The organism is Gammaproteobacteria bacterium (genome assembly GCA_029884425.1).
GTDB lineage: Bacteria > Pseudomonadota > Gammaproteobacteria > S012-40 > S012-40 > JAOUHV01.
In genome coordinates this window covers 11807-38284 of the sequence record JAOUHV010000027.1, presented here as the reverse complement: position 1 = coordinate 38284, position 26478 = coordinate 11807, and the positions used below count along the sequence as shown (strand labels likewise).

Sequence of the window (26478 nt, the reverse complement as noted above, 5' to 3'; positions counted from 1 at the left end):
CATGATCAAGCTGGACCGTTTCTGGAAATCGTACACGCCCAGCGGCGAGCTGAAACGCGCAGTGCGCGAGGTCGGCAGAACGTGGTTTGGTCCGGCGCAGTAGTCGCCCAGCGCTTCGGCGGTATAGCGACCCATGAAAATCGCACCGGCATTACGAATCTTGCCCACGTAAGACAGCGGGTCTTCGATGGACAATTCAAGATGCTCAGGTGCGATGAAATTGCCAACCTCGGCACCTTCATCCAAATCGCCCACCAAAATGAACGCACCGCGATCTTTCAGCGATTTGCTGATGATGTCTTTGCGCTCCATGGTAGGCAGCAGTTCGTTAATTTTTTGCTCGACCATGTCGAGGAAATCCGCGTCATCGGCAATCAAAATCGATTGCGCATCTTCGTCATGCTCGGCCTGGGAGAACAAGTCCATCGCAATCCATTCCGGATCGGTCTTGCCATCACAGATAATCAGAATCTCCGACGGACCGGCAATCATGTCGATACCGGCTGCACCAAAAATCATGCGCTTGGCGGTAGCAACGAAAATGTTGCCGGGACCTACGATCTTGTCGACCGCAGGAATCGATTCCGTGCCATAGGCCAGCGCTGCAACCGCTTGCGCGCCACCGACGGCGAATACTTTGTCCACGCCAGCAACCGCCGCAGCCGCCAATACCAATTCGTTGCGCTCACCATCCGGCGTAGGCACAACCATGATCAGCTCAGGCACACCAGCCACCTTGGCAGGAATGGCATTCATCAATACCGAGGACGGATAGGCGGCCTTGCCACCAGGCACGTACAGACCGGCGCGATCCACCGGCGTCACCTGCTGACCCAGCAGCGTGCCATCGGCTTCGGTGTAATGCCAAGAATCGATTTTTTGTTTTTCGTGATAGGAGCGCACACGCTCGGCGGACTGATGCAGCGCCTCACGCAATTCTGGATCAAGATTGTTCAGTGCTTTTTGCAGATCTTCCTTAGGGATGGTCAGATCAGCCAGACTGCTGACACCCATGCGATCAAAGCGATTGGTGTATTCCAGCACGGCAGCGTCGCCGCGCTCGCGTACATTTTTGATAATGTCGGTAACGATGTCATTAACCTTGGCATCGGACACACCATCCCAGGCAATCAATCTTTCCAGATCATTCCAGAAAGTTTTTGATTGCGAATTTAAGCGTCTCATCTTGATCATGGTCGTACTCACTTGGCTACGCGTTTTGCCTATCAACCGCCTCGCTCACCAGTTTGATGAACTCCTTGATGGCTTGTGATTTCATTTTCATTGAGGCCTTGTTGACGATCAGTCGTGAACTGATGTCGGCCATGTGTTCGGTCGGCTCCAAACCATTGGCGCGCAGGGTGTTGCCGGTATCAACCACGTCGACAATACCGTCAGCCAAACCGACCAGCGGTGCCAGCTCCATGGAGCCGTACAGTTTGATGATTTCTACCTGCTGCCCCTTGGCGGCGAAATAGCGCTTGGCAGAATTAACATATTTTGTCGCGATGCGAATACGGCGTTTGTCGCCTTGCAGAGGCTCGCCCACCCGCTCGGCCACCATTAATTTGCAGCGTGCAATGCGCAAGTCCAATGGCTCGTAAACGTTGTCGCCACCGTGCTCCATCAACACGTCCTTGCCGGCCACACCCAGATCGGCAGCGCCGTATTCCACGTAGGTGGGCACATCCGAGGCGCGCACAATCACCAGTTTGACGTGCGGCAGATTGGTATCCAGGATCAGCTTGCGGCTGGTCTTCGGATCATCAACCGGCACAATGCCGGCGTGCGCCAGCAGCGGCAGGGTTTCGTTAAAAATTCGGCCTTTGGACAATGCGATGGTCAGTTGAGTCATGACAATAATTCCGCTCAGGAAGGCACGCGACGAATCTTGGCGCCAAGCATGGACAACTTTTCCTCGATACGCTCGTAGCCACGATCAATGTGATAAATGCGATCCACCAGGGTGTCGCCTTCGGCAACCAGGGCCGCCAGCACCAGACTCGCCGACGCACGCAGGTCAGTTGCCATCACTGGTGCTGCAGTCAACTTTTCCACGCCGGTGATGATGGCTGTGTTGCCTTCAACCCGCATGCGTGCACCCATGCGCTGCAGCTCCTGGATGTGCATGAAGCGATTCTCGAATATGGTTTCGATCACCGTACTGACACCATCGGCCACAGCATTCAGCGCAACAAACTGCGCCTGCATGTCGGTGGGGAAAGCCGGATGCGGCATGGTGTGAATATCGACTGCGAGCGGACGACGGCCCTTCATGTCCAGCTCAATCCAGTCTGGGCCAGTGCTGATTTCGGCACCGGCCTCGCGCAGTTTGGCAATCACCGCATCCAACTGCGAAGGATCGGCATCGCGCATCCGCACCCGACCACCAGTGATTGCCGCACCCACCAGGTAGGTTCCGGTTTCAATGCGGTCAGGCAGAATGCGGTGATGACAGCCGTGCAAGCGCTCCACACCTTCGATGGTAATGGAATCGGTTCCCGCACCGCTGATCTTGGCACCCATGGCATTCAGGCAGATGGCCAAGTCGACGATTTCCGGCTCGCGCGCGGCATTCTCAATGACGGTGACGCCTTCGGCCAGGGTGGCCGCCATCATCAGGTTTTCGGTACCGGTCACGGTCACCATGTCCATGTACAGACGAGCCCCCTTGAGGCGCTTGCACTTGGCTCTGATGTAGCCGTTTTCTACCTTGATCTCAGCGCCGAGCTGGCGCATACCCTTGATGTGCAAATCCACCGGGCGCGAACCAATCGCACAGCCGCCTGGCAGGGAGACTTCCGCCTCGCCAAAGCGCGCCAACAGCGGCCCCAGCACCAGAATGGAAGCACGCATGGTCTTCACCAAATCGTACGGTGCATGCTGGCTGTGGATATGGCTGGCATCCACTTCCACGGTCAATTTTTCGTCCACTACCAATTGGGCACCCAATCGTCCCAGCAACTCCATGGTCGTGGTCACATCGTGCAAATGCGGCACGTTGGAAATCACGCTGGGCGTTTCCGCCAGCAGGGTTGCAAACAAAATGGGCAGGGCGGCATTCTTGGCGCCGGAAACAGGGATTTCCCCTTCCAAGCGCGTGCCACCGGTAATCATCAATTTATCCATGATGGATTAATACTTCTCAGACATGTTTTCAGGATCCCCGTGAAGCCCATTGGGCCGGGGTATAGGACTTGACCGACAGCGCATGGATTTCTCCAGTACGGAATCTGTCGCCAAGCGCGGCATAGACCATCCGTTGCTGCTGCAACAATGACTTGCCCGCAAAATCTTCGCTAATCACGGTCACTTGCGAGTTACAACCCTCGCCACCGAGTATCACCGTCGCCCCAGGCAACCCGGCTTCGATCAGTGTTTTTATTTCATTTGGCTGCATGAGTCTTAATTTCGTGACATCTATAAATAGAAATAGCCCGCAATAATAACATTACTGCGGGCCATTCAGGTAATGAAAGCTGGATTTATTGGATGGTCAACACCCGATCTACGCCAGTGACCTGGGCAAGGGACGCCATTCGCGCCGAAACCCCACTAAACACCAGAGAATAACCTGCCCCACGCGCCTGCCGTGTCCAGGCGATCAACAACGCCAACCCCCCGCTATCCACATGGGAAACGTTGGACAGATCCAGCACCAACTCAACCCCAGGCGCCGCGTCCGGCAACAGTCGCTGCCGCCAAGCCTGGGCCACACTCGTCAGAGTCAGCACTCCTGACACCCGGTAGCGGTTGGCAGAAAGCTCGGTCAGCTCAATGCTCACGAGCCGGCCTTTTTGTTGCGCTCGGCCAGAGACTGGATCAGCTTATCCATGCCGGAATCTTTGATTTCTCTGGAAAAACTTGTCCGGTAATTGGCAATCAAACTGACGTCATCAATGGTGACATCGTACACTTTCCAGGCATCACCCTTTTTGTGCAGACGATAATTGATCGGCACCGGAAAACTACCAGGCTGCTCCACTTCGGAGCGCACCGTCACATCACCATCAGCCTCCTTGCCTCGCATCGGCAAGTAGGTGATTTTTTGATCGGTAAATTCCGTCAGCGACGTAGCGTAGGTGCGCACCAGCAAGGTACGGAATTCCGCCACAAACTGACTGCGTTGCGACTCGCTAGCCGTGCGCCAGTATTTGCCCAACACCCACTGCCCCATACCCTCAAAATCAAAATGCGGCAGCACATATTCATCAACCAGACCATGAATGTAGCCTGGGTCTTTTTTGATCAATTCGCGATCTGTTTTTAGTTTGCCCAGCACTTTTTGCGCAGTTTGCTCTACCAATTGCTGCGGCGGCTGCGCCGCAGCCAGGGACTGCGATACAAACAAGCCCAGCACTAACCACGCGAAAACCAATTTTCTCATTCATATGCTCCTGTGACCTGATCCAGCTGCGCCACCCGCATGTTGTATTCATACACGGTTTTCAAATACTCCGTGTACGCAAGCACGTAGGCCTGAAACGCAGCAACCAGTTTATCGGTCGTTTCCAGCCCAGCTTCAAAATCTGTGTATGCCGCCACCATCCAGCGCCGCGCAGACTTGGCCCCTTCCTCCAGCGCCAACAACGAATCGTGATAGGCGTGCATTTCATGATATTTCTCAGCTACCTGAAAGGGAATACCGTTGCGCGCCAGACTTTGCTTTTCAATCAATGCACTCAATTCCGCCCTAGCTTGATCAACGCGCGCGCTCTGTACGCCAGGCTCCCAGCTCCACTGCAAGCCCAGCAGCGGCGTCACACCATAATCATTGAATGGGTCATAGATGTATGGATTATCCAGCCTATCCCGACCCGGCGCTGCGGAATACACCCCCGCCACACCGGCATATAAGTTTGGCCGCACCATCGCCTTATTGGCTTCCACCAAAGCACGTCTGGCCTTTAAGCCGGCCTCGACCTGGCGCATTTCCGGGCGTCGTTGCAACGCGAGATCCTGCAAGCCCACCAAATCGTACGTAGGCAAAGGCACCGGGGCGAGTGAGGCTTCGGCCAAACTCAGCTCCCCCTGCAAGCCAATGCCACTGAGCACCTTCAAACCGTCCAGACTGATTTTTTGTATTCCATCGGCCTGGGCAAGGTAGGCAGAGACTAATTTGTTGGCAGATTGGATGGCGTATAGACTTGATTGCCGAACATTGCCCTCTCCCTGATCCAGCCAGTCCTGTACCAGCGTTTCGGCATTGCCGACGCGTCGTTTCACATCGGTCAAAAACAGCACCGTGCTGCGCGAGGCCAAATGACCGTAATAGGCACGCCGGACATCAAGCATGGTGGCACCGCGCTGGATGCGCACATCGTTTTCTTTGACTGTCACATTGTGGCGAGCAGCCTCGGCAAAATTTTCCACCTTGCCAAACGTGCTCAGAGGTTTGATGACGCTAAATTCCAGATAGGTCCACAGCGACAAGCCCTGAACCAGATCAAAGCGATCGTCACGAACCTTGCACTCAACGACGGAGGGGTCACAGGCCACCTCTTCAAAAAGACCGCCGTTCACTGCCGGCGCAATGGCCAAAAAGCTATTGGTATCCACCTTCACGCCGCCAGACTCTTTAGCTTCGCGCTGCAATGCACGAGCGGAAGCCACCAATTGCTCCCGCTCGCTGATGCGAGGATCCGTTTGCAAGGCCATTTGCGTCAACTGCTCCAAAGTGTAAACACCCTGGTCCGCCGCCACACCGCCAGACAACAGCAACAGCGCTGGCAGCAGCCAACGTTTATTCATCCCCGGCAGCCTTTTTGAACAGAAACTGACCAATCACCTGCTCCAACACGAACGCCGATTGGGTAATGCGAATTTCGTCACCGTGCTTTAGCGCCTCGCTATCGCCACCGGCCTCCAAGCCCAAATACTGCTCACCAAGCAAACCGGAAGTCAAAATGCTCGCGCTGGTATCCTTGGGAAGCGAGGTAAACCGCTGCTCAATCTCCATGGTCACCACCGCTTCAAAAGTTTCGGCATCGACACGCACGTCGGTCACCTGGCCGATACGCACCCCGGCCATCATGACCGGAGAACGCACTTTCAGCCCACCGATATTTTCAAATTTAGCGGTAAGCGCATAGGTATTATCACTGGTCGCATTGCTCAGGTTGCTAACCTTCATGGCCAACATGAACAATGCCGCCAAGCCAATGGCCACAAAAATACCGACTGCAATTTCTGTTGTGCTTTTGTGGTTCAACTCAATTCCCTCCAAACATCAGCGCGGTCAGAATAAAATCCAACCCCAAGACTGCGAATGCACTATGCACCACTGTTCTCGTTGTCGCACGACTGACACCTTCGGTCGTGGGCGCTGCATCATAACCTTCAAACACCGCAATCCAGGTCACCGCCACGCCAAACACAATGCTTTTGACTACGCCGTTGATAATATCTTCTTCAAAGCCTACTTTGGCCTGCATTTGCGACCAAAATGCACCAGTGTCCACACCCAGCAAACCAACGCCGACAAAATAACCACCCAGAATACCCACCGCACTAAACACCGCCGCGAGCAAGGGCATGGACAACACGCCAGCAACAAACCGTGGCGCAATTACCCGGCGAAACGGATCAACCGCCATCATTTCCATCGATGGCAATTGCTCAGTAACGCGCATCAAACCAATTTCTGCCGTCAATGCCGAACCCGCTCGACCCGCCACCAGCAGCGCGGTCAACACCGGCCCCAGTTCACGCACCAGCGACAAGGCCACCATCGGCCCCAAGGACGCTTCGGCACCAAAGTCGACCAGGGTGTTATAACCCTGCAACCCCAACACCATGCCCACTGCCAGCGCAGACACAGCGATGATCATCAGCGACAGTACGCCAACAAAATACAGTTGCTGAACCAATAAACGGAAATCCAGCACAGCCATGGGGACTTGCGACAAAACCCGCAACAAAAACAGATGTCCACGACCCAAGCGCTGAAACATGCCCAGCGCCCACTGCCCCAACCGCTGAAACACACCCATCATCAGCGCGCCTCGCCCAACAGATCCAGGGCAATATCTTCCGCAGGAAAATGAAATGCGGCAGGACCATCCGGCTTCCCCTGCATGAACTGCTGAACCCATTCTGATGCGTCGCGCCCCAACTCATCGGGCGTTCCGCTCGCCATCACCTGGCCATCAGCAATCAGGTAAATGTAATCGGAAATCGCGCAGACTTCCTGCACGTCGTGAGAAACAATAATGCTGGTCATCCCCAAGCTGTCGTTTAATTGCCGGATCAATTTCATCAACACCCCCACCGTGATGGGGTCCTGGCCGGTGAAGGGCTCATCATACATCATCATCATCGGATCCAGCGCAATGGCCCGCGCCAGCGCCACCCGTCGAGACATGCCGCCCGACAACTGATTGGGCCGCAGTTCGCGTGCGCCACGCAATCCCACCGCTTCCAGTTTCATCAGCACCAGATCGCGAATCATGGGCTCAGGCAGGTCCGTATGCTCACGCAAAGGAAACGCAACATTGTCGTACACGTTCAGGTCAGAAAACAATGCGCCACTCTGAAACAACATCCCCATCCGCTTGCGCAATGCGAATAATTCCCGCCGACGCAACCGAGGAACAGACAAACCATCCACCAGCACATCGCCCGCAGAAGGGTAAATCTGTCCGCCGATCAGGTTCAGCGCCGTCGTTTTGCCGGTGCCACTGGGACCCATGATCGCGGTTATTTTGCCTCGGGGAATATCCAGATCCATGCCATTGAGAATCTTCCGCTCTCCGCGACTGAAGTGGACTGAGCGTATGCTCACCAAAATATCTTGTGTTAATCCGTTCACTGCGTGCACATTCTGTGTCGTTAATCGCCCAACAGGGCTGGTTGAATGGACTAGGCTTGCAAAAATAATTAGCTATTTACTGTGTAACCCAAAACCGTCAAGATTACACTATAAATTTATTTGCAAAAACATAGCCGTAATCACAAACGGACGGCCAATTTCATGCATTTTGATCTGTTTTACGAGCTTTCCGTTCCGCCACACAGTCACAAAACCGAATCTCAGGTCTTTGCCGACACGCTGAATGAATGGCAACTGGCCGATCAACTCGGGTTTCGCGCAGCGTGGCTGGTTGAGCATCATTTCATGCGCGCCTATTCGCACAGCTCCTCCCCCTCATTATTTCTTGCCGCCGCCAGCCAGCGAACTCAACGATTGCGGCTGGGCCACGGGATTGTGCCACTCCCCTATCACCACCCGATTCACGTCGCAGAGCAATTGGCGACCCTGGATGTGCTCTCTGGTGGCCGGGTGGAATTCGGCTATGGCCGGGGATTTTCTCCACAAGAATATCAGGTCTTTGGTGCAGACATGGCCAACAGTCGCCATTTGACCCAGGAATCTCTCGACATTATCCGTGCCTCGTTCAGCGGCCAGGCGGTTAATTTTCGCGGTGAGCATTTCCAGTTTGAACAATTGGACGTATTACCCAAATGCGTGCAGCAACCCCATCCCCCCCTCTGGGCAGCGGCAGTCAGCCCGGAAAGTTTTGAACTCGCCGCCCAGCAGCAAGCGGCGGTACTGGTCGGCCCGTTCAAACCGTGGTTCATGGTCAAAGAAGACATTCGTCGCTACCGCGAATGCTGGCAACAATTACACCCCGACAAACCTGCCCACGTCGGCATGACTGTCGGCATATTTTGTCTGGAAGACGGCAAGCGCGCACGTCAGCTTGCCAAACCGGCACTGGAATGGTTTTACAGCCATTTGCTCAATCAAACCCGGCCTATTCTGGAAAAAATGTACCGCAGTTACGAATACTACAAAAGCATGGAAACGCTGCACACCCTGTTCACCAAGGTAATTCACCTGCGCGTACTGGAAACCCTGGGCATGGCCATCGTCGGTGATCCTGACCACTGCATTGCCAAACTTCGGCAACTGCAACAACACGGCGTCACGCATGTGTTATGCGCCATCGGCGCGGGCGCGCTTCCCAGCGAACAGGTACAGGAATCCATGCTCGTCCTGGCATCACAAGTGATGCCAGCCTTTTCGCCCCAGTCATGAAAATTTTAATCACTGGCGCGTCATCCCATCTCGCCAGAGCATTACTGCCCAGCCTATGTGCCGATCCCGAAATCAGCGCAATCACCGGCGTTGATTTACAGCCAACCACGCTGAATCATCCAAAATATCAACATCATCAATTTGATATCCGTTCGGAAAAACTGGATGAATTAATGCCGAACCAGCAAGCGGTGATTCACATGGCATTTGTCGTCATCCCTGGCTGGCTCAAACATCGTCGCCATCATCGCGAATTGATTCGTGAGCTGAACGTCAGCGCCAGCCGCCATGTGTTTGAGCGCTGCATTGCCCATCGCATTCCCGCGCTGATTCATCTCTCCAGTGCGGTGGTGTACGGTGCCTGGGCTGACAATCCAGCCATCATGGACGAACGCCAGCCGCTACGCGCCATGACTGGCTTTGCCTACGCCGAAGACAAAGTCGCCGTGGAAAAAATTCTTGATGAATTGGAATCAGTGCCTCACGCGCCACGCATTGTACGCCTGCGACCGCATGTTATTTTGGGCTCACATGCTCAACCGCTGCTGCGCAATTTATTACGTCAGCCCTGCTACCCGCGCCTGCCAGATCCACAGCCGCTCACTCAATGCGTATGGGAAGAAGATGTCTGCCAGGCAATTTGTCTGGCATTAAAAAACAGTGCTCACGGTGCATTTAATCTCGCCGCCGATCCACCACTCTCGTTCAAATCCATGATTCAATACCGGCATCGATACAACTTCGCGCTGTCACTCGCGCCATTGATACGCCTGCATCGATTGTTATGGAAATTTACCGGCAGCGCTGGCGAACCTGGCTGGGTTGAGGGATTGCAGCACGCTCTGGCCATCGACAGCCGCCGTGCCCGCGAACAACTGGGATGGCAACCGCAAAAAAACAGCTACCAATGCCTGGATTCGTTTAGATAAAAAACAATCGACACTCAGCCAACAAGCTCGACCGGCAATTCAAAATAGAAACAACTCCCCTTGCCAGGCTCGGACTGCACGGTCAGTGAACCGTTCATCAAATGCGTCAATCGGCGACATATCGCCAGTCCCAAGCCCAAGCCACCATGACGACGAGTAATACTGCCATCAACCTGCTTGAATGCCTGAAAAATAAGCTCGTGGTTTTCTTGCGCAATCCCTTCACCTGTATCACAAACTGCAAATACTACACTTGATGACAACGGGCTGTTTTTGTAACTTACACTTAAAGTGACGCTGCCTTTTTCGGTAAATTTCACTGCATTCTCCAGCAGATGATCTACCACTTCACGCACACGCAACACATCCAGTCTCACCGCCGATGGCAACGATGATTGCAATTCCAAATGCAGGGCCAACTGTTTTTTATCTGCCGTAATTTGAAACTCTCTCAAGATATCCTTGGAAAATTGCGCCAAATCGATATCCATGGACTGCAACACCACATGCTCCGAATCCATACGATTGAACGCCAATACCGAGTCCAGCAGTTTTAACAAATCATTGGCCGACTGATATGCAAGATCCACAAACTCTTTTTGCCCCTCCAGACAATCGCTCTTCAGCAAACTCAGCGGCCCAATAATACCATTCAACGGCGTGCGCACCTCATGGGTAATTGCCGTTAGAAATTCACTTTTTGCGCGATTTCCCGCTTCTGCTCGCTCTTTGGCCTGCAGTAAATCGCGCTCATGTTCAAGCTCGCGAGTAACATCCCGCAACACACCAACAAACCAGTGCTTGCCATCGAGCCAATATTCACTGACACCCAGATAGATTGACACCAAACGACCATCTTTGTGTCTGGCTCTTGTTTGACGCCCAACACCAATCACTTTTCTAACACCGGTCGTTAAGAATTTTTCAACGTAGGCATCATGCTTTCCCACATGCTCAGGCGGCATCAAAGTCTCTATTGACTTACCAATCAACTCATCCACCGTATAACCCAAAACATGTGTTACTGCCGAATTGGCAGCTCGGATTATGCCTCTAGCATCCAGCGTAATTACCCCATCAACCAAGTTGTCGGTAATTGCCCAACTGGCGCGAATCTGTTCCTGCAGCCGATTGTGCAGGCGCGCGGTGCGATACTGATACCATCCCAACAAGCCAAGCATGACCACAAACAGCAGCAGCACCGTAATCATCAATTGCTCGAATTGCTCACGATACTCAGCTCTTGCAATACTGATGGCCTGCTTAACCTCCTGCTGGTGTGCCGCCATGAGCGCCATTGTCGATTCGTACGCACCGTCAAATTCATGCTCTGTCTGGAGAAATTTATTGCCCTCGACACTGATCATGAGCCTGCCGTATTCGTACAAATTTTCCAGATTTTCATCCATTGACTCATGCAACTCATCATCAAATGACAATCCCACGGAGTGCAATATTTCCTCCATTTGATGATGATTGGTATTCATACGACCAAACAGGCCCGTCAGTTGGGTTTCCCAATCCTGACGCAGATCTTCCGATTCGGGTTTTTCGTGAACCAAAATGTGAACACTCATCACGTCCGCACGCAGACGATGCTGATATTCGCTCAGCTCGCTATTGAGCTGCACAATCGTGGCAAAATTGCCATAGGCTTCGTTGATTAGCAGCAACACCAAAGCGGCAAATATCAGAACGACAGCTTCCAGCCAAAAGGATCCCAGCAGTCCTTTTTTCATGCTAAAAACCCCACAGATTGAGTTGCTACTTCATCCGTTCCGCTACTGCTCCCCGCTTACATCCCATTAAGAGCGTCTCTAAACGTATATTTATTTAACAATTTCCACTCGTTGTGTGATTGGCCGCACACTCTCATGCTTGGTTACCCTTGTTGCAGTCACATGCTACACTGCCAACTCTCCCAAAAATGATGTTCGGAGCCCGTAATGTCTACAGATAATAAGGATTTTTCGCTGCCCACCCCGGAAAACAGCGCCTTAGAAAAAGTCTTTCACAAAGTAATGACGCCTATCGAAGAGTTCATTCATCACGAAAGTGTGAGTGGCCTTCTGCTTATGGCCTGCACCGTTTTGGCATTGGTTGTTGCCAACACCGCCCTGGCCCCGCTGTACCAAAACATTTTGCACGCCCCCGTGGGCATTGGATTTGGCAGCTGGCAACTGGAAAAGTCATTACACCACTGGATCAACGATGGTTTGATGGCGATTTTCTTCTTCCTGGTGGGACTGGAAATCAAACGTGAAGTCATGGTCGGCGAGCTCTCTGATGCTCGCGCTGCCGCGCTACCCATTTTTGCAGCCATTGGCGGCATGGTGGTTCCTGCGTTGATTTATCTTAGCCTGAGCGCCGGTGGCAATACCGTGGATGGCTGGGGCATTCCCATGGCCACCGACATCGCCTTTGCGGTAGGCATCATGACCTTGCTGGGAAGTCGCGTTCCCAAATCCATGCTGACATTCTTGATTGCGCTCGCCATTGTCGATGACCTTGGCGCAGTTATCGTTATCGCCATGTTCTATACCGAAAACCTTGACCTGACCTATTTGATGATGGCGTTCGCCATCTTCGGCCTGCTGGTTTTGCTCAATCAGGGAGGTGTTCGCAGCTATCTTCCCTATGTGATTTTTGGCATTTTAATGTGGTTTTTCATGCTCAAATCCGGCGTGCATGCAACTATTGCCGGGGTACTCACCGCGCTGACCATTCCCGCGCTCCCCAAGTTTTCGCCGACCGAATTCAGCCGCCTGGCCCAGCAATCGATTCTGCGTTTTGATGCCCATACGATTCCCAATCAAAACATTATGAATAACGAAAACCAGAACGCGGTGCTGCGCTCGCTCAGCAACGGCATTACGCTGGTCACCTCGCCTCTGCAACGAATGGAACGCTCACTGCACATGCCGGTGGCGTTTCTGATTATCCCCATTTTTGCACTGGCCAACGCCGGCATTCCCATCAGCGTTGACAGCATGGGCGAAGCCCTGACATCCCCCGTATCACTGGGAGTCATGGCGGGTCTGGTGCTGGGCAAATTGCTTGGCATTGCCGGCGCCACCTGGCTGGCGATAAAACTCGGTATCGGCGTGCTGCCAGAAGGTGCCAATTTCAAGCACGTCATTGGCGTGGGCCTGCTCGGCGGCGTCGGTTTTACCATGTCGATTTTCATCGCCGAACTGGCGTTCTCGAATTCGCCAGAACATCTGTTGATGGCCAAAACCGGCATCCTGATTGGCTCCATTGTGGCCGGCGTGGCTGGCTATCTGTGGCTGTACAAAGTGGGCAGCCCTCGCCCGGCCAAAGCCTGATCCAACTCCATCGAAGTTCCGCAGCCAACCCTGCGGAACTTCAGCTTTCCGCGCCTTTCTGGATTCGTCATGCCAAACATGGCAGAATTCACGACAATTTTTTCAGTAAACCCAAGCCCAAAAAGCCTCAAACAATTAGATTCTTCATCCGCAATTACCGTGGATAGCAGAACATTTCTACAACGCAGGAAATCTCCACATATGAAACCACTCAGCCTGTTTCTGGCAACATTGGCCGCGCTGACACCAATCAATGCACTCGCCTCTGGCGGCGGTGAAACACTCGATCTCACCGCAACCACGTACGGTATCATTGCGCTGATCGTCTTTTCACTGGCGTATGCGCTGGTCATTGGCGAAGAGTTTTTACATTTGCGCAAATCCAAACCGGTCATTATTGCCGCCGGTATTATCTGGATTTTGATCGGCATCGCCTATGCCAATGCCGGTGACACCCATACCGCCGGTGAGGCATTGCGCCACAATCTGATGGAATACGGTGAACTGCTGCTGTTCCTGTTAGCCGCCATGACCTTCATCAACACCCTGGATGAACGCAACATGTTCGCCGCCCTGCGCGCCTGGCTGATTTCGTCGGGTTATTCACTGCGCACGATTTTTTGGCTGACCGGCTTGCTGGCATTTTTTATTTCCCCGGTTGCCGACAATTTAACCACCGCTCTACTGATGGCTGCGGTTGCCATTGCGGTGGGGGCAGGCAACGCCGTGTTTATTACCGTCGCCTGTATCAACATCGTGGTGGCAGCCAATGCCGGCGGCGCCTTCAGCCCGTTTGGCGACATCACCACGCTGATGGTATGGCAAAAAGGTGTACTGCGTTTTGAGGAGTTTTTTGCGCTGTTCATCCCGTCGCTGGTGAACTGGTTTGTACCGGCGCTGATCATGTCGTTTGCCGTGACCAAGGACAAACCGCAAGCCATCGGTGAAAAAGTTGATGTCAAATACGGTGGCTTCGTCGTGCTGGCACTGTTTTTTGCCACCATTGCCCTGGCGGTTAGTTGCCACAACTACCTGCATCTACCGCCCGTATTGGGCATGATGACCGGCCTGGGCTTGCTCAAACTGTATGGCTACCAGATGAAGCGTGTTGATCGACAAAACTTCCGTCCCGCCGGCCCGGAATTGCTGGGTCTGGATGATAACGGTTCGGCACTCCTGGAAAAACACTACAAACTGCGGCAAAAACCGTTTGATATTTTTGTCAGTATCAAACGCGCCGAATGGGACACGCTGATGTTTTTCTATGGTGTGATTCTGTGCGTGGGCGGTTTGGGCACCATCGGCTATCTGGCGATGCTGTCCGAAGCCATCTACGTGGACTTGGGCCCGACCTGGGCCAATATTCTGATCGGTCTGCTATCAGCCGTCGTTGATAACATTCCGGTAATGTTCGCGGTATTAACCATGAATCCAACCATGTCTGACGGCCAGTGGCTACTGGTAACGCTAACTGCAGGTGTGGGTGGTTCGTTGCTGTCGATTGGTTCAGCCGCTGGCGTGGCACTGATGGGCCAGGCGCGCGGCATTTACACCTTCTTCGCCCACCTCAAATGGAGCTGGGCGGTTGCGCTGGGTTATGCCGCCAGCATCTGGGTTCACTTCCTGCTGAACGCGGATTTGATGTAATCACTTGCGCCGCTTGCCGGGGGCGCCGCTCTTTTTCTTCAGGTGCGGCGTCTTTGGCAAACCGGTGTGCTGAGTTTTAAACGGCTGCCCTGCTGGGGTGGCCGTTTTCTTTTTCGACTTGGTCTTGCCTTGGGCAATCAATTCTTCTTTGGATGGCCGACCTGCGGTACCCGCCGGCTGGAAGCTGGGAATCAAATGCTTTTTGCCGTTACCAATCAAATCGGCGCGCCCATTTGCTTGAGCGCCTCGCGCAACAACGGCCAGTTTTCCGGATCGTGATAGCGCAAAAATGCCTTGTGCAGACGACGCTGCTTCAAGCCCTTTACCGTGGCGACACGTTCGCTGTCCTGTGCCACTTTTTTCAGCGTGTTGATGCCCGTGTGGTACATCGCCGACGCACTGGCCATGGGTGAGGGCAAAAACGTTTGCACCTGGTCTGCACGAAAACCGTTGTGCTTCAGCCAGATCGCCAGATTCATCATGTCTTCGTCGCTGGTACCTGGATGCGCGGCGATAAAGTAGGGAATCAGGTACTGTTCCTTGCCAGCCTCTTTGGAAAACTTGTCGAACATTTCCTTGAAACGATCATAGGTACCGATGCCGGGCTTCATCATTTTCGACAGCGGCCCCTGCTCGGTGTGCTCCGGCGCAATTTTCAGATAGCCACCCACATGGTGCGTCACCAATTCCTTCACGTAGGCCGGCGACTTCACTGCCAGGTCGTAACGCAACCCCGAGGCGATGAAGATTTTTTTAATGCCCTTGAGTTCGCGCGCGCGACGATACAACGAAATCAGCGCCGAATGATCGGTGTTCAAATTCTGGCAGATATCGGGATACACACAGGCGGGTTTGCGACAGGCAGCCTCGATTTCCTTGCTCTTGCAGGCGAGGCGATACATGTTGGCGGTCGGCCCACCCAGATCGGAAATGTGGCCGGTAAATCCGGGCACCGTATCACGAATGGTTTCGATTTCCTTGATGATGGAATTTTCCGAGCGATTTTGAATAATCCGCCCTTCGTGCTCGGTGATAGAGCAAAACGTACAGCCACCAAAACAGCCACGCATGATGTTAATCGAGAATCGGATCATCTCGTAGGCGGGAATGTTTTTGCCGCCGTAACCGCTGTAGGGCTGACGGGTATAGGGCAGTTCGAACACGCCGTCCAGTTCTTTGGTCGTCAGCGGAATCGGCGGCGGATTAATCCACACCTGACGATTGCCATGACGCTGCACCAGCGCCCGCGCATTGCCGGGATTGGTCTCCAGATGCATCACCCGTGAAGCGTGGGCATACATGACATCGTTGGCTTTGACCGTTTCAAAATCCGGCAGGCGAATCACAGTGTGATCACGCTCCAGTTTCAATTGTTTGCGCGGCACAAACTGAATGACGGTACCACTTTTGTCCTGCGCCGTTTTGCAGTCACTGTGCGCAGAGGCATCGTAATCGTAGGGATTGCCGTGCACAATCACTTCGCCGGGTGTATCCAGCTGGCGCGAATCCAGTTCATACCAGCCGTCAGGAATGTCATTGATGGCGTAGGCTGTGCCGCGAATATCGGTCAGGGTTTTGATGTCATCGCCCTTGGCCAGCCGGTGGGCAATCTCCACCACCTGCCGCTCGCCATTGCCGTACACCAGCAGGTCGGCCTTGGAATCCAGCAACACCGAACGCTTCACCGTATCCGACCAGTAGTCATAATGGGCAATGCGACGCAGGCTGGCTTCGATACCACCAATCACCACCGGCACGCCCTTGTAAGCCTGACGGCAGCGCTGGGCGTACACCGTGACCGAATAATCCGGACGTTTGCCGCCCTCACCCGCCGGGGTATAGGCATCGTCACGACGGATTTTTTTGTCGGCGGTGTAGCGGTTAATCATCGAATCCATGTTGCCGGCGGTGACGCCGAAGAACAGGTTGGGACGGCCCAGGCGCTGGAAGTCGGCCTCGGACTGCCAGTCAGGCTGGGCGATAATGCCAACGCGAAAGCCCTGCGCCTCCAGCACGCGGCCAATCACCGCCATGCCAAAGCTGGGGTGGTCGACATAGGCGTCGCCGGTCACCAGGATGATGTCGCAGCTATCCCAGCCCATGGCCTCCATTTCCGCTCGACTGGTCGGCAGTTCCTTGGCCGCGCCAAAGCGTTTAGCCCAATAAGGACGGTAGGAAAAAATCGAGGGAGCGGGTTTCATGGCACGGCCTTCAAAGAAATCTGCCGGCTATTATACCAGAAGAAATAACACAGATATTCACTCAGGATTTACAGCGTTTGCAGTCCCCACAGCAGCCGACCTGCCACCAGCAACATCACCCCACCGAGGATTTTTTTCAGCACCGGCACCGGTAACTGGTGCGCCAGCTTGGCCCCCCAGGGCGCCGCCAGCACTGAGCCCAACATCATCAGCCCAGCCACCTGCCACTGCACATAGCCAAAAAACGCCTCGTCCGCTGTTTCACCCAGACCAATCCAGACAAACCCCAGCATACCCGCCAGCGCAATGGGCAAGCCGCAGGCAGCAGACGTACCCACCGCCGTGCGCAACGCCACCCCACGCCAGTAGAGATACGGCACCGTGAGCGTACCGCCGCCGGTACCCACCAGCGCCGCCCAGCTGGCGATCAGGGTGGCGACGATGAACTGCTCCAGTCTGGAAATCAGCGCACGCCCGGCCAAGCGCGGCTCGCCCAGCAGCATGCTTAACGCCACCAGCAACAGAAAGGTGCCAAACAGAAACTGCATCCAGAAGCGCGGCAACAGCGAAGCAATGGCAGCCGCCAACAGGCCGCCCAGCAACAACCCAGGGGTAAAACGCGCAAACAGGGACCAGTCCACCGCGCCGCGCTGGTGATGGGAGCGTGCAGAAACGATAGCCGTGGGAATGATAATCGCCAGCGCCGTGGCCACGGCAACGTGCATGACTTGTTCAGCAGGAACGCCCAGCTGCGGCAACAGCCAGACCATGATGGGCACGGTGATCAAGCCGCCCCCCACACCCAACAACCCCGCCACGGTACCGGCAAGCAGCCCGGCGAGCAGCAACAGCCCCCAGATCATGGCGTGGAGGGGACGGATACCAACTCGGCAAAGCGCTGTACCTTGCCGAATTTGGTACCGTTGATGTACTCACCACTCTGCAAATGCGACAACAATATTCCGGCAGGCTGTTCCGAGGCGTAAATATCCAAAGCAACCTTGCCCTGACTGCCGCCCATGTAATCCCAGTCAAAGTCCCAGCCAGTGAGCGAGGAAAAATCCGGCAACTGAATCTTGTTCGAGCCATGCGCCTTTAACCAGCCACGACTGACATAGACGTGCCATTCCAGCTCTGTCGGTACAATCACATACACCGGCGGGTTGGAATCCGCCGGCCACTGAATGCGCGCAGGTCCGCTATAAGACGAACGACCGCGCAAATCCAGTTGATACAGTGATGCAGTGCCATATGACGAATCACTATATGCCGGCAAATCAATCTCAAATTTGCGAATTTTAATTTCCTGATTATCGGTCACTTTTCTGACAAGATCACTGGCCGCCAAACCCAGCGCCCCCGTTGGCAGTGAAGGAAGGTCCACTGTCAGGTCAGTGGGCTGATCAAAAAACGCCACCACCGCACGCTCACTCTTGGTGGTTTTATCGATCGCCTTCACGTGCAACTCATGCCCTTCCTTGGCAGGTTGGCCATTATCCTTGGTGGTAAAAAATCCCGGCGGCACCCCGGTGACGTTAAAACTTTTGGCGTTGCTGGTCACAATGGGCAAGAAAGTTTCCTCGGCACTGCCAAAGCCAAATACCGAACTCAGGATTTCGTTACCGGTTTCACCCTGGATGCTCACCGTCGCCGGCGTCATTCCCACGGCCGAAACCACAATTTTGGGTATAACCTGCGATGCCTTGGCGTTGAAATCGATAGTGAACTCATTAACCTTGCTGCCAAACGTCGGCTGTGAGCGATAGTAAAAAAGCGGCTGAACACTATTGTCCGGCAATAACGGCCCGAGGTAGGCGAGTATGTCGTGCGTGGAACCAAACACTGCGGCCGCATATCCCTCGTAGGCACGCATGTTAACGTCGCGCGACAACGCCACCACCGCCATTTGCTGCGCCAGCTCGTCACTGCCCGGTGGCAAATTGTTCCAGGCTTTGAACACCGCACCACTCACATTAAACTGCTGACGATCTGCCGCAGCAACGCGGCAAAAGTGACTGCTCACCCGCATCTCGGCATTGGTCAACATGTAAAGATACACTTCGTGGTTTCGACCTTTAAACTGCGAGGGGCAAACGTACATCACCGCGTACTGGCCGTCGGGATTACTCAGGGTATAGTTACGCTGATTAATGAGGTTTTTTTCGTTTAACGTAAACGACAACTCCCAGGGCTCGTTGCCATCCTGGAACGCCGCCATATAGGCATTGCTACGAAAATTGAAGGTATTGTTGAGGTTCGTCACACTTTTCTGGCCACTGCACCCGGCCAACACCAGTACCAGTGCCAACACACCCCATGGCCACCGACCAAACGCCCGCATCACACACTCCAAACGAGGATACTCCAATGTTTTGTTATCGGCTTAGCCGCAAATTTCCCCATTGATCGACTTGGCATTTCCAGCCGGGAGCCACCAGGGTTGTCGCTATCGGCTCGGTAATCAGCAACGGCCCAGACAGCCAGTCGTCAGCACTAACCGATTGTCTGGCAATGATTTTTGCCTCAGGCCAACCATCCATCGGCCAGTTGGCCGCCGATGCAGGTGTCGACAAGTGCCGGGGCAGAGCCAACGACGGCATGGGACCGCTCATCCGCAGCCTGACATTCACCAGCTCAATGTCATGCTCCAACTGGTATCCATAGCGCTGCAGATGGGCCTGATGAAACGCCTGCTCACTCGTCGCCAAATCCTGCCAAGGGACGTTCAGGGTGTAAGATTGTCCGCGATAACGCAAGTCCAGCGAGATCTGTCCCTGCATCTGGCAAGGCGTCACGCCCTCGGCAACCAGCTCCGCCTCACCCTGCTCGGCCAGGGTTTCTATCACCTGCTGCAGCCCCTCCGCCGAGGCGTCCCGCAGCAAGCCACCCACCGTTCGCGACAACTGCCGAGAACGCGGAGCCACCAGCATTCCCAGCGCCGATAATACCCCTGCATGCATGGGCACGATAGCCTGACGCATCCCCAGGGCATCGGCCAGCGCGCACACATGTACGCCGCCAGCCCCGCCAAAACACATCAACTGAAACGCGCTGGGATCAACGCCACGCTGCACCGAAATCACCCGCAGCGCCTGCGCCATGTGCTCGTTGGCAATCTGTACAATTCCTTGCGCCAACTGCTCAATGCTTAAACCCAGCTGCGCTGCCAGCGGCGCCATGGATGCCCGCGCAGCGGCCACATCCAGCACCATCCCGCCGGAGGAAAATGCCTCGGGCTGCAACCGCCCCAACACCAGATTGGCATCGGTCACCGTCGGCCTTGTGCCGCCACGGCCATAACAAACCGGCCCCGGCAGGGCACCGGCGGATTCCGGCCCCACTTGTAACATCCCGCCTTCGTCAATGTAGGCAATGGAACCACCGCCGGCACCGATGGTATGCATGTCCACCATGGGCACCGCCACCGGGTAGCCTGCAATCTGCCCTTCACTGGTCAGGCGAACCTCACCATCCAGCAGAGCAACATCTGTCGACGTACCGCCCATGTCAAAAGTAAGCAGTCGCTCGCATCCCGCCAGTCGGCCCATGTAACTCGCCGCCTGCAAACCACCGGCAGGTCCCGACAACAACATGTGCACCGCACGCCGGCCGGCATGATCCGCCGTCATAGTGCCTCCGGAACTTTGCATCACCGTCAGTGGCGCAGGTGACACCGCCGACTGCAAACGCTGCAAATAGCCCTGCACCAGCGGCCCGACGTAGGCATTCAGCCAGGTGCTGATACCGCGCTCGTATTCTTTGTATTCCGGCAAAATATCCGATGACAGGCAAACGAACACGCCCTCGGGCATCCATTGCCGCAACTGCTGCTCGACGCGATTGTCCAAAAAAGAGAACAACAAATTGATCGCCACTGCCTGAGGATTAAGCGCCCGCAACTGTTCGCGCAGCGCCTGCAGCTCTGCCTCGTCCGGCTGATCCAGCCACTCACCCTGAGCCGACAGGCGACCACGCACACCCAGGCACAATTCGGCCAGAACTGGTGGCGAAGTCTCCCGGGACTGAAGCTGGTAGAGCTCGGCGCGGGCCTGACGACCAATGCTGAGCACATCTTCCAAACCCAGATTAGTCAGATAGGCGGTGCGCACGCCCTTGCGCTCTAAAACCGCATTGGTCGCCACCGTTGAGCCATGGACAATTTGCAGATCATTCAAATCCAGCCCCAGCTCGGCTATGCCCTGCAAAATCGCATGCTCGGGTGCCTGCGGCGTGGACAAGACCTTATGCACCCGCAATCCATCCTGGTCCAGCAGCACAAAATCGGTAAAGGTACCGCCGGTATCAATGCCCAGCAGCATGGTACACTTCGACCCGATTGCGGCCATTTTCCTTGGCGCGGTACAGTGCGCGATCGGCGAACTCCAACAACTCCTCCACAGCTTCGCCCGCGCGCGCCTGGACCACGCCAATGCTGATCGACACCGGGATTTCCCTGCCTTCGTAGGTGTGCACCGGGTTGTTGATCACCCGCTGGCGCAAACGTTCGGCAACCTCCGCCGCCTTGTTCAACTCCATGCCACTGAGCAACACCACAAACTCTTCGCCGCCGTAGCGCCCAATCACATCATGAGAACGCAAGGCGCTGGCGATACGCTTGGGCACCTCTGCCAACACCTTGTCACCGCTCACGTGGCCGAATTGATCATTCACGTCCTTGAAGTGATCAAAGTCGATCATCGCCAAACAAAACGGCTTGGGGGTTTCATTCAGCGCCAAAATCGCCAGCCGCAAATGCTCCATAAAGCTGGCGCGACTGAGCACGCCGGTCAAACTGTCATGACTGACGCGATCTTCCAGATCTTCGTTCAACTGTTTTTGCACCGTCAGCGACTCGAGCAAACCGCTCACCTGAGCACCGTGATAGGCCTCAATCGCCAGCGACATGTCCAGAGTCGTAATCTTGAGGATATACGCAATCAGCGCGTCGCGTGCCGGCGTGTTCGCCGGAATCGCATTAATCAGCAGCTGCTGCATGATGCGGTAGGTGCACTGATACAAAGCCAAGCCCACCCCCACCCAGATGTGGACCATGCCGATACGCAGGCGTGATTCAAAATATTCCTGGCTGGCGTATTCCTGCCCCAGACTCAGGAAATATTCGCGCAAAGTGACCTTTAATTTTCCCAGGTCATAGCCTTTGGCAATAATCCGTTCAAACTGCGGGTTTGAATGCAAAATTCGATAGGTCTGTTCCACCATGCCATCAACATGTGGCAGAATGACGTGGTCTCGCAGGTAGCGACTCAGCGCTTCGTCGGCAGGTCCCAACTCCAGCAGAGCAAGCCGCTCCTGACGATGCACTTCGGTGATCCCTAGTTTTTCACAATAATTCTGCAGCGATTCATTCTTCATTTTTTAATTCGCAGACTCTCTTGGCAATGTCGCTTTTTTAACAATAATATGTGCCCATGACAATCGAACCCTTGGTACAAATTAAAAATGTGTCGCGCTATTACGGCACTCAGCTGGCAGTGAACAATGTCAGCTTTGACGTATTGCGCGGTGAAGTATTGGGTTTCCTCGGCCCCAACGGTGCCGGCAAATCCACCACCATGCAGATGCTTGCTGGCAATCTGGCACCCAGTACGGGTGAAATCCTGATTAACGGCGTGGACATTCTGGACAACCCCAAACTGGCCAAACTGGGCATGGGCTATCTTCCGGAACAGCCACCGCTGTACAAGGAATTAAAAGTCGATGAGTACCTGACGTTCTGCGCCAAACTCAATCGCATCGCCAGCAAGGACGTTGCTGCAGCCGTCAGCAAAGCCAAACAGCGCTGCGGGCTGGAACAGGTTGGCCATCGCCTGATTGGTAACTTGTCCAAAGGCTATCAGCAGCGCGTCGGCATTGCCCAGGCCATTATTCACAGCCCGGCGGTGGTCATTCTCGACGAACCCACGGTCGGCCTTGATCCCATTCAGATTCGCGAAATTCGTCACCTCATTCGCGAACTGGGCAAAGACCACAGCGTGATTTTGTCCACCCACATCCTGCCCGAAGTTCAGGCCACGTGCGATCGCGTGCTGATCATCAACCAGGGTGAATTGATTTTCAGCGACACCGCCGCCGGCCTGCAGCAGCGCATGCAAAGCAGCAGCTTGCTCATCAAACTGCAGCGACCACCTGCCTTGGAAAAACTACAGGCACTGCCAGAAATCACCCAGGTCGATGCCTTGGGCGAACAGCAGTTCCGCCTCAGCCACCTGCCGGAACATTCACCCGCCGAAGCGCTGGTGGAAACCTCGGTGCGCGAAAACTGGGGACTGGTTGAGCTGATTCCCGAACGTTTGTCGCTGGAACAGATTTTCGTCAACCTGACCACTGTTGAAACACATTTGGAGCCTGCGTCATGATGCTGACCCTGGCGCTGCGCGAATTACGCAGCCTGTTTTTTTCACCGCTGGCCTGGTGCATTCTGGCGATTGTGCAATTGATTCTCGGCTATTTGTTCCTGGCGCAGATCGATGTGTACCTGCAACTGCAACCACAACTGGCTGCAATGGATGGCGCGCCCGGCGTGACCCAAATTGTTGTCACGCCCATTTACGGCAACGCGACCATCATCCTGCTGCTGGTGATTCCGCTGCTGACCATGCGTCTGCTGGCCGAGGAACAACGCAGCCAAACCTTGCCACTGCTGTTTAGCGCACCACTGTCGATGACCGAAATTGTGCTGGGCAAATATCTTGGCATTTTGTTGTTCCTGGTGATCATGATGCTGATGATTTTGCTCATGCCGCTGTCATTGCTGATGGGAACGTCGCTGGATCTGGGCGTGGTTTTCAGCGGTTTTCTCGGGCTGGCGTTATTGCTGGCCAGTTTCGCCGCGGCAGGTTTGTTCATGTCATCGCTCACCGCGCAACCCTCGGTTGCTGCCATCAGCACCTTCGGCTTGCTGCTGCTTTTGTGGATTATCGACTGGGCCGGCAACACCAATACCGACAGCGTGTTGCATTATTTGTCGATGCTCAAACACTACGAACCTCTGCTCAATGGTCAGTTCAAAAGCAGTGACGTCATTTATTATCTGCTGTTAATCGTTACATTTCTGGTGATGAGCATTCGTCGCCTCGATTCGTATCGCCTGCAGCACTAGGATATTTCGATGCAAATCAATCCCAAGGTAAAACGCCAATTACGGTTTCAGAATGCCGGCTTCGTCCTGCTGTTTTTAACGCTCATCGGTTTGCTTGCCTGGCTCAGCCAGCGCTATGACATTCAGGGTGACTGGAGCGCCAGCCAGCGCAACAGCGCCAGCGAAGCCACGATTGCAGTACTAAAAACACTGTCTGAACCCGTCACCATTCGCGCGTTCGTCAGTCAGGCCAACCAGCAAGGCCGCAAACAAATTCAGCAACTGGTCAACCTCTACCAGCGCCACAAGTCAGACATTACACTGACCTTCATTGACCCGGTCACCGAACCAGCCATGGTGCGCGAACTGGGTATCAGTGCTGATGGCGAGATGCTGATTGAGTACGGCCAAAAACAGCAAAAACTGCAAACCGTTTCAGAGCAAGACCTCACCAACAATCTGCAAAAACTTGCCCGCAGCAGTGACGGCAATGTGTTGTTCGTGCAGGGTCATGGCGAGCGCCAACTCGACAACAAGAGCAATATTGATTTTGGCAACTTCGCCACGCAGCTCAAAAGCAAAGGCGTGCAACTGGGCAGCATCAATCTGGCCACCAGCGGCAGCATTCCTGACCACACACTGGCACTGGTCATTGCCGATCCACAAAGTGGATTTTTACCCGGCGAAATTCAACTGATACTTGATTACGTCGACAACGGCGGTAATTTGCTGTGGCTGCTTGAACCCGGCAGCAACAATTTGCGTCAACTGGCAGAAAATCTTGGCGTTGAAATTTTACCTGGCATATTGGTCGATCTGAACACACAGATTCTCGGCATTCGTGATCCGCGCTTTGCCATCGTTGCCGAATACCCAATGCATGCCATCACCCAGGGATTTGATACGCTCACGCTGTTTCCGCAAGCCGCCGGCCTGGAGTTCAACGGCGCAGAGCAGTGGGACGCAGAAAATTTATTGGTCACCCTGCCGCGCAGCTGGTTGGAAAACGATGACCTGAGTAGCGAAATTCGTTTCGACGAAGGCAGCGATACTCAAGGCCCGATCGTGATTGGCCTTGCACTGACGCGCCAAATCGACGGCCAAAATAATTTACCGCAAATCGACAGCGAAGAACTGGATGCGCCTGCCGAAAGCAGCGACACCATCGACCCGCCCCCTCGCGAACAACACCAGCGCATCATCGTCATTGGCGATGCTGATTTCCTGTCCAACGCCTACCTCGGTCAAGCCGGCAATCTGCAAGTGGGTCTGAACATCATCGACTGGTTGAGCAACGACGATCAACTGATCAGCATTCCTGCCAAAACGGCGGTCGATCAACAGCTCAATCTCAGCAGCGTGCAACAAGGCATTATTGCTGTCAGCTTCCTGCTGTTGTTGCCACTGGGATTACTGACCGTAGGCTTGTGGCTGTGGTTTAAGAGAAGACGTTCATAATGAGCCGGCTTGGCATTCTCAACCTGCTCCTGTTCGTAACCTTGTTGGGCTTGGGTGCATTTGTTTATTTTGCGCCCACGCCCAGCAAAGAGACGCCCCAGCAATCGTTTGATGCGGTAAACGCCGAGCAAGTGACACAGATTCTGTTGCAGCGCAACAATCTGGACGACGTGAAACTAGAAAAAATCAACGGCCACTGGATGCTGAATTACCGACAGCAGATGCTGCCCGCCCACCAGTGGCGAATCGATAACTTGCTGCAGTTACTGCAAGCCAAAAGCGAACACCGATTTGACACCCAGGAACCTGGCAAATTCGGCCTCGCACCGCCGCGTGCACAAATTCGCTTTAACGATTACACCCTGTTGATCGGCGACAACGACCCGATTCAGCGTCAGCGCTACATCGCGCACAACAACACCGTCATGCTGGTCACCGATCAATATTACATTCACTTGTTTGCGGATCTGACCAACTACCTGAGCCTGAGTCCACTGGACGATCTGACAATTACCGATGTTCGCATCCAGCAAGCCAACATCACCCTGCAAAGTGATGAACGCAAAGCCTGGCTTGATCAATGGCGTCATCTGCAGGCGCTGCAAGTCATCGCAGCCCAAGATATTACATCCGGCCGCAACATTGATATTATCTATGGCAACGGTCAGCAGCTATCACTATTGCTGCAAGATAAATTTTTAGTGCGCCCTGACTTGGCCCTGGCCTACGAACTCAACGATCTGCAGTTACAGTCGCTGCTGCAACCGCAGTAATCGCC

The 26478-nt window shown here is 54.5% G+C and carries 23 protein-coding genes and 1 pseudogene; 8 read left to right on the top strand and 16 right to left on the bottom strand.

Annotated features, from left to right (window positions below; translation table 11 throughout):
* From hisD to OEW58_08660, 10 genes are all read right to left on the bottom strand, one after another.
* On the bottom strand, positions 1 to 1194 hold a 1194-nt coding region (gene hisD / locus OEW58_08705), incomplete at its 3' end, for a histidinol dehydrogenase (protein MDH5301425.1).
* A 16-nt stretch (positions 1195 to 1210) separates the two neighbouring features.
* The gene (hisG, locus tag OEW58_08700) at positions 1211 to 1855 is read right to left on the bottom strand and encodes an ATP phosphoribosyltransferase (protein MDH5301424.1); all 645 of its coding nucleotides are present in this window, start codon (positions 1853 to 1855) and stop codon (positions 1211 to 1213) included.
* Between the two features lie 14 nt (positions 1856 to 1869).
* A complete protein-coding gene (murA, locus tag OEW58_08695) occupies positions 1870 to 3129 on the bottom strand; it encodes a UDP-N-acetylglucosamine 1-carboxyvinyltransferase (GenBank protein ID MDH5301423.1) in 1260 nt (419 codons plus the stop codon).
* Positions 3130 to 3157: 28 nt separating this feature from the next.
* Positions 3158 to 3400: a BolA family transcriptional regulator gene (locus OEW58_08690; GenBank protein MDH5301422.1), complete on the bottom strand. Its 243-nt coding sequence runs from the start codon at positions 3398 to 3400 to the stop codon at positions 3158 to 3160.
* 85 nt (positions 3401 to 3485) lie between these two features.
* Positions 3486 to 3785, bottom strand: coding sequence for an STAS domain-containing protein (locus tag OEW58_08685; GenBank protein MDH5301421.1), 300 nt, complete (start codon positions 3783 to 3785; stop codon positions 3486 to 3488).
* Entirely contained in the window at positions 3782 to 4387 is a 606-nt protein-coding gene (locus OEW58_08680; protein MDH5301420.1) for an ABC transporter substrate-binding protein, read from the bottom strand. Before OEW58_08680 ends, OEW58_08685 begins: the two co-directional genes overlap by 4 nt.
* Positions 4384 to 5751 carry a TolC family protein gene (locus OEW58_08675; GenBank protein ID MDH5301419.1) on the bottom strand — a complete coding sequence of 456 codons (1368 nt, stop codon included), beginning with the start codon at positions 5749 to 5751 and terminating at the stop codon, positions 4384 to 4386. Before OEW58_08675 ends, OEW58_08680 begins: the two co-directional genes overlap by 4 nt.
* Positions 5744 to 6211 carry an outer membrane lipid asymmetry maintenance protein MlaD gene (gene mlaD / locus OEW58_08670; protein MDH5301418.1) on the bottom strand — a complete coding sequence of 156 codons (468 nt, stop codon included), beginning with the start codon at positions 6209 to 6211 and terminating at the stop codon, positions 5744 to 5746. The genes OEW58_08675 and mlaD overlap by 8 nt, the downstream gene beginning before the upstream one ends.
* A 1-nt stretch (position 6212) precedes the next feature.
* The gene (gene mlaE, locus OEW58_08665; GenBank protein MDH5301417.1) at positions 6213 to 6995 is read right to left on the bottom strand and encodes a lipid asymmetry maintenance ABC transporter permease subunit MlaE; all 783 of its coding nucleotides are present in this window, start codon (positions 6993 to 6995) and stop codon (positions 6213 to 6215) included.
* A complete protein-coding gene (locus tag OEW58_08660; GenBank protein ID MDH5301416.1) occupies positions 6995 to 7786 on the bottom strand; it encodes an ATP-binding cassette domain-containing protein in 792 nt (263 codons plus the stop codon). Before OEW58_08660 ends, mlaE begins: the two co-directional genes overlap by 1 nt.
* A gap of 186 nt (positions 7787 to 7972) precedes the next feature.
* Here OEW58_08660 and OEW58_08655 point away from each other — a divergent pair, with 186 nt between their 5' ends.
* Positions 7973 to 9040, top strand: coding sequence for an LLM class flavin-dependent oxidoreductase (locus tag OEW58_08655; GenBank protein MDH5301415.1), 1068 nt, complete (start codon positions 7973 to 7975; stop codon positions 9038 to 9040).
* Positions 9037 to 9969 (top strand): NAD-dependent epimerase/dehydratase family protein, encoded by a 933-nt coding sequence (locus tag OEW58_08650; GenBank protein ID MDH5301414.1) that lies wholly within the window; start codon positions 9037 to 9039, stop codon positions 9967 to 9969. Before OEW58_08655 ends, OEW58_08650 begins: the two co-directional genes overlap by 4 nt.
* A 14-nt stretch (positions 9970 to 9983) precedes the next feature.
* Here the strand turns inward: OEW58_08650 and OEW58_08645 are convergent, their stop codons facing one another.
* Positions 9984 to 11708 carry an ATP-binding protein gene (locus tag OEW58_08645; protein ID MDH5301413.1) on the bottom strand — a complete coding sequence of 575 codons (1725 nt, stop codon included), beginning with the start codon at positions 11706 to 11708 and terminating at the stop codon, positions 9984 to 9986.
* A 207-nt stretch (positions 11709 to 11915) separates the two neighbouring features.
* On the opposite strand from OEW58_08645, the gene nhaA reads away from it, so the two are divergent.
* Positions 11916 to 13295: a Na+/H+ antiporter NhaA gene (gene nhaA, locus OEW58_08640; protein ID MDH5301412.1), complete on the top strand. Its 1380-nt coding sequence runs from the start codon at positions 11916 to 11918 to the stop codon at positions 13293 to 13295.
* A gap of 201 nt (positions 13296 to 13496) precedes the next feature.
* Complete coding sequence (gene nhaD / locus OEW58_08635) at positions 13497 to 14942, top strand: sodium:proton antiporter NhaD (protein MDH5301411.1); 1446 nt, start codon at positions 13497 to 13499, stop codon at positions 14940 to 14942.
* Here nhaD and OEW58_08630 read toward each other — a convergent pair.
* The 5 genes and pseudogenes from OEW58_08630 to OEW58_08610 all read right to left on the bottom strand — a co-directional run bounded on the left by OEW58_08630 (position 14943) and on the right by OEW58_08610 (position 22516).
* A pseudogene (locus OEW58_08630) lies at positions 14943 to 17143 on the bottom strand (YgiQ family radical SAM protein).
* A gap of 68 nt (positions 17144 to 17211) precedes the next feature.
* Positions 17212 to 18006 carry a sulfite exporter TauE/SafE family protein gene (locus OEW58_08625; protein MDH5301410.1) on the bottom strand — a complete coding sequence of 265 codons (795 nt, stop codon included), beginning with the start codon at positions 18004 to 18006 and terminating at the stop codon, positions 17212 to 17214.
* Positions 18003 to 19484 carry a hypothetical protein gene (locus OEW58_08620; protein ID MDH5301409.1) on the bottom strand — a complete coding sequence of 494 codons (1482 nt, stop codon included), beginning with the start codon at positions 19482 to 19484 and terminating at the stop codon, positions 18003 to 18005. The genes OEW58_08625 and OEW58_08620 overlap by 4 nt, the downstream gene beginning before the upstream one ends.
* Before the next feature lie 34 nt (positions 19485 to 19518).
* Entirely contained in the window at positions 19519 to 21462 is a 1944-nt protein-coding gene (locus OEW58_08615; protein ID MDH5301408.1) for a hydantoinase/oxoprolinase family protein, read from the bottom strand.
* A complete protein-coding gene (locus OEW58_08610; protein MDH5301407.1) occupies positions 21446 to 22516 on the bottom strand; it encodes a diguanylate cyclase in 1071 nt (356 codons plus the stop codon). Before OEW58_08610 ends, OEW58_08615 begins: the two co-directional genes overlap by 17 nt.
* Positions 22517 to 22572: 56 nt before the next feature.
* Here OEW58_08610 and OEW58_08605 point away from each other — a divergent pair, with 56 nt between their 5' ends.
* The 4 genes from OEW58_08605 to OEW58_08590 are packed head-to-tail and all read left to right on the top strand — an operon-like array spanning position 22573 to position 26473.
* The gene (locus tag OEW58_08605) at positions 22573 to 23520 is read left to right on the top strand and encodes an ABC transporter ATP-binding protein (GenBank protein MDH5301406.1); all 948 of its coding nucleotides are present in this window, start codon (positions 22573 to 22575) and stop codon (positions 23518 to 23520) included.
* Positions 23517 to 24263: an ABC transporter permease subunit gene (locus tag OEW58_08600; protein MDH5301405.1), complete on the top strand. Its 747-nt coding sequence runs from the start codon at positions 23517 to 23519 to the stop codon at positions 24261 to 24263. The genes OEW58_08605 and OEW58_08600 overlap by 4 nt, the downstream gene beginning before the upstream one ends.
* A 9-nt stretch (positions 24264 to 24272) precedes the next feature.
* The gene (locus tag OEW58_08595) at positions 24273 to 25700 is read left to right on the top strand and encodes a GldG family protein (protein MDH5301404.1); all 1428 of its coding nucleotides are present in this window, start codon (positions 24273 to 24275) and stop codon (positions 25698 to 25700) included.
* Complete coding sequence (locus tag OEW58_08590) at positions 25700 to 26473, top strand: DUF4340 domain-containing protein (protein MDH5301403.1); 774 nt, start codon at positions 25700 to 25702, stop codon at positions 26471 to 26473. The genes OEW58_08595 and OEW58_08590 overlap by 1 nt, the downstream gene beginning before the upstream one ends.
* The last annotated feature ends 5 nt before the right edge of the window (positions 26474 to 26478 follow it).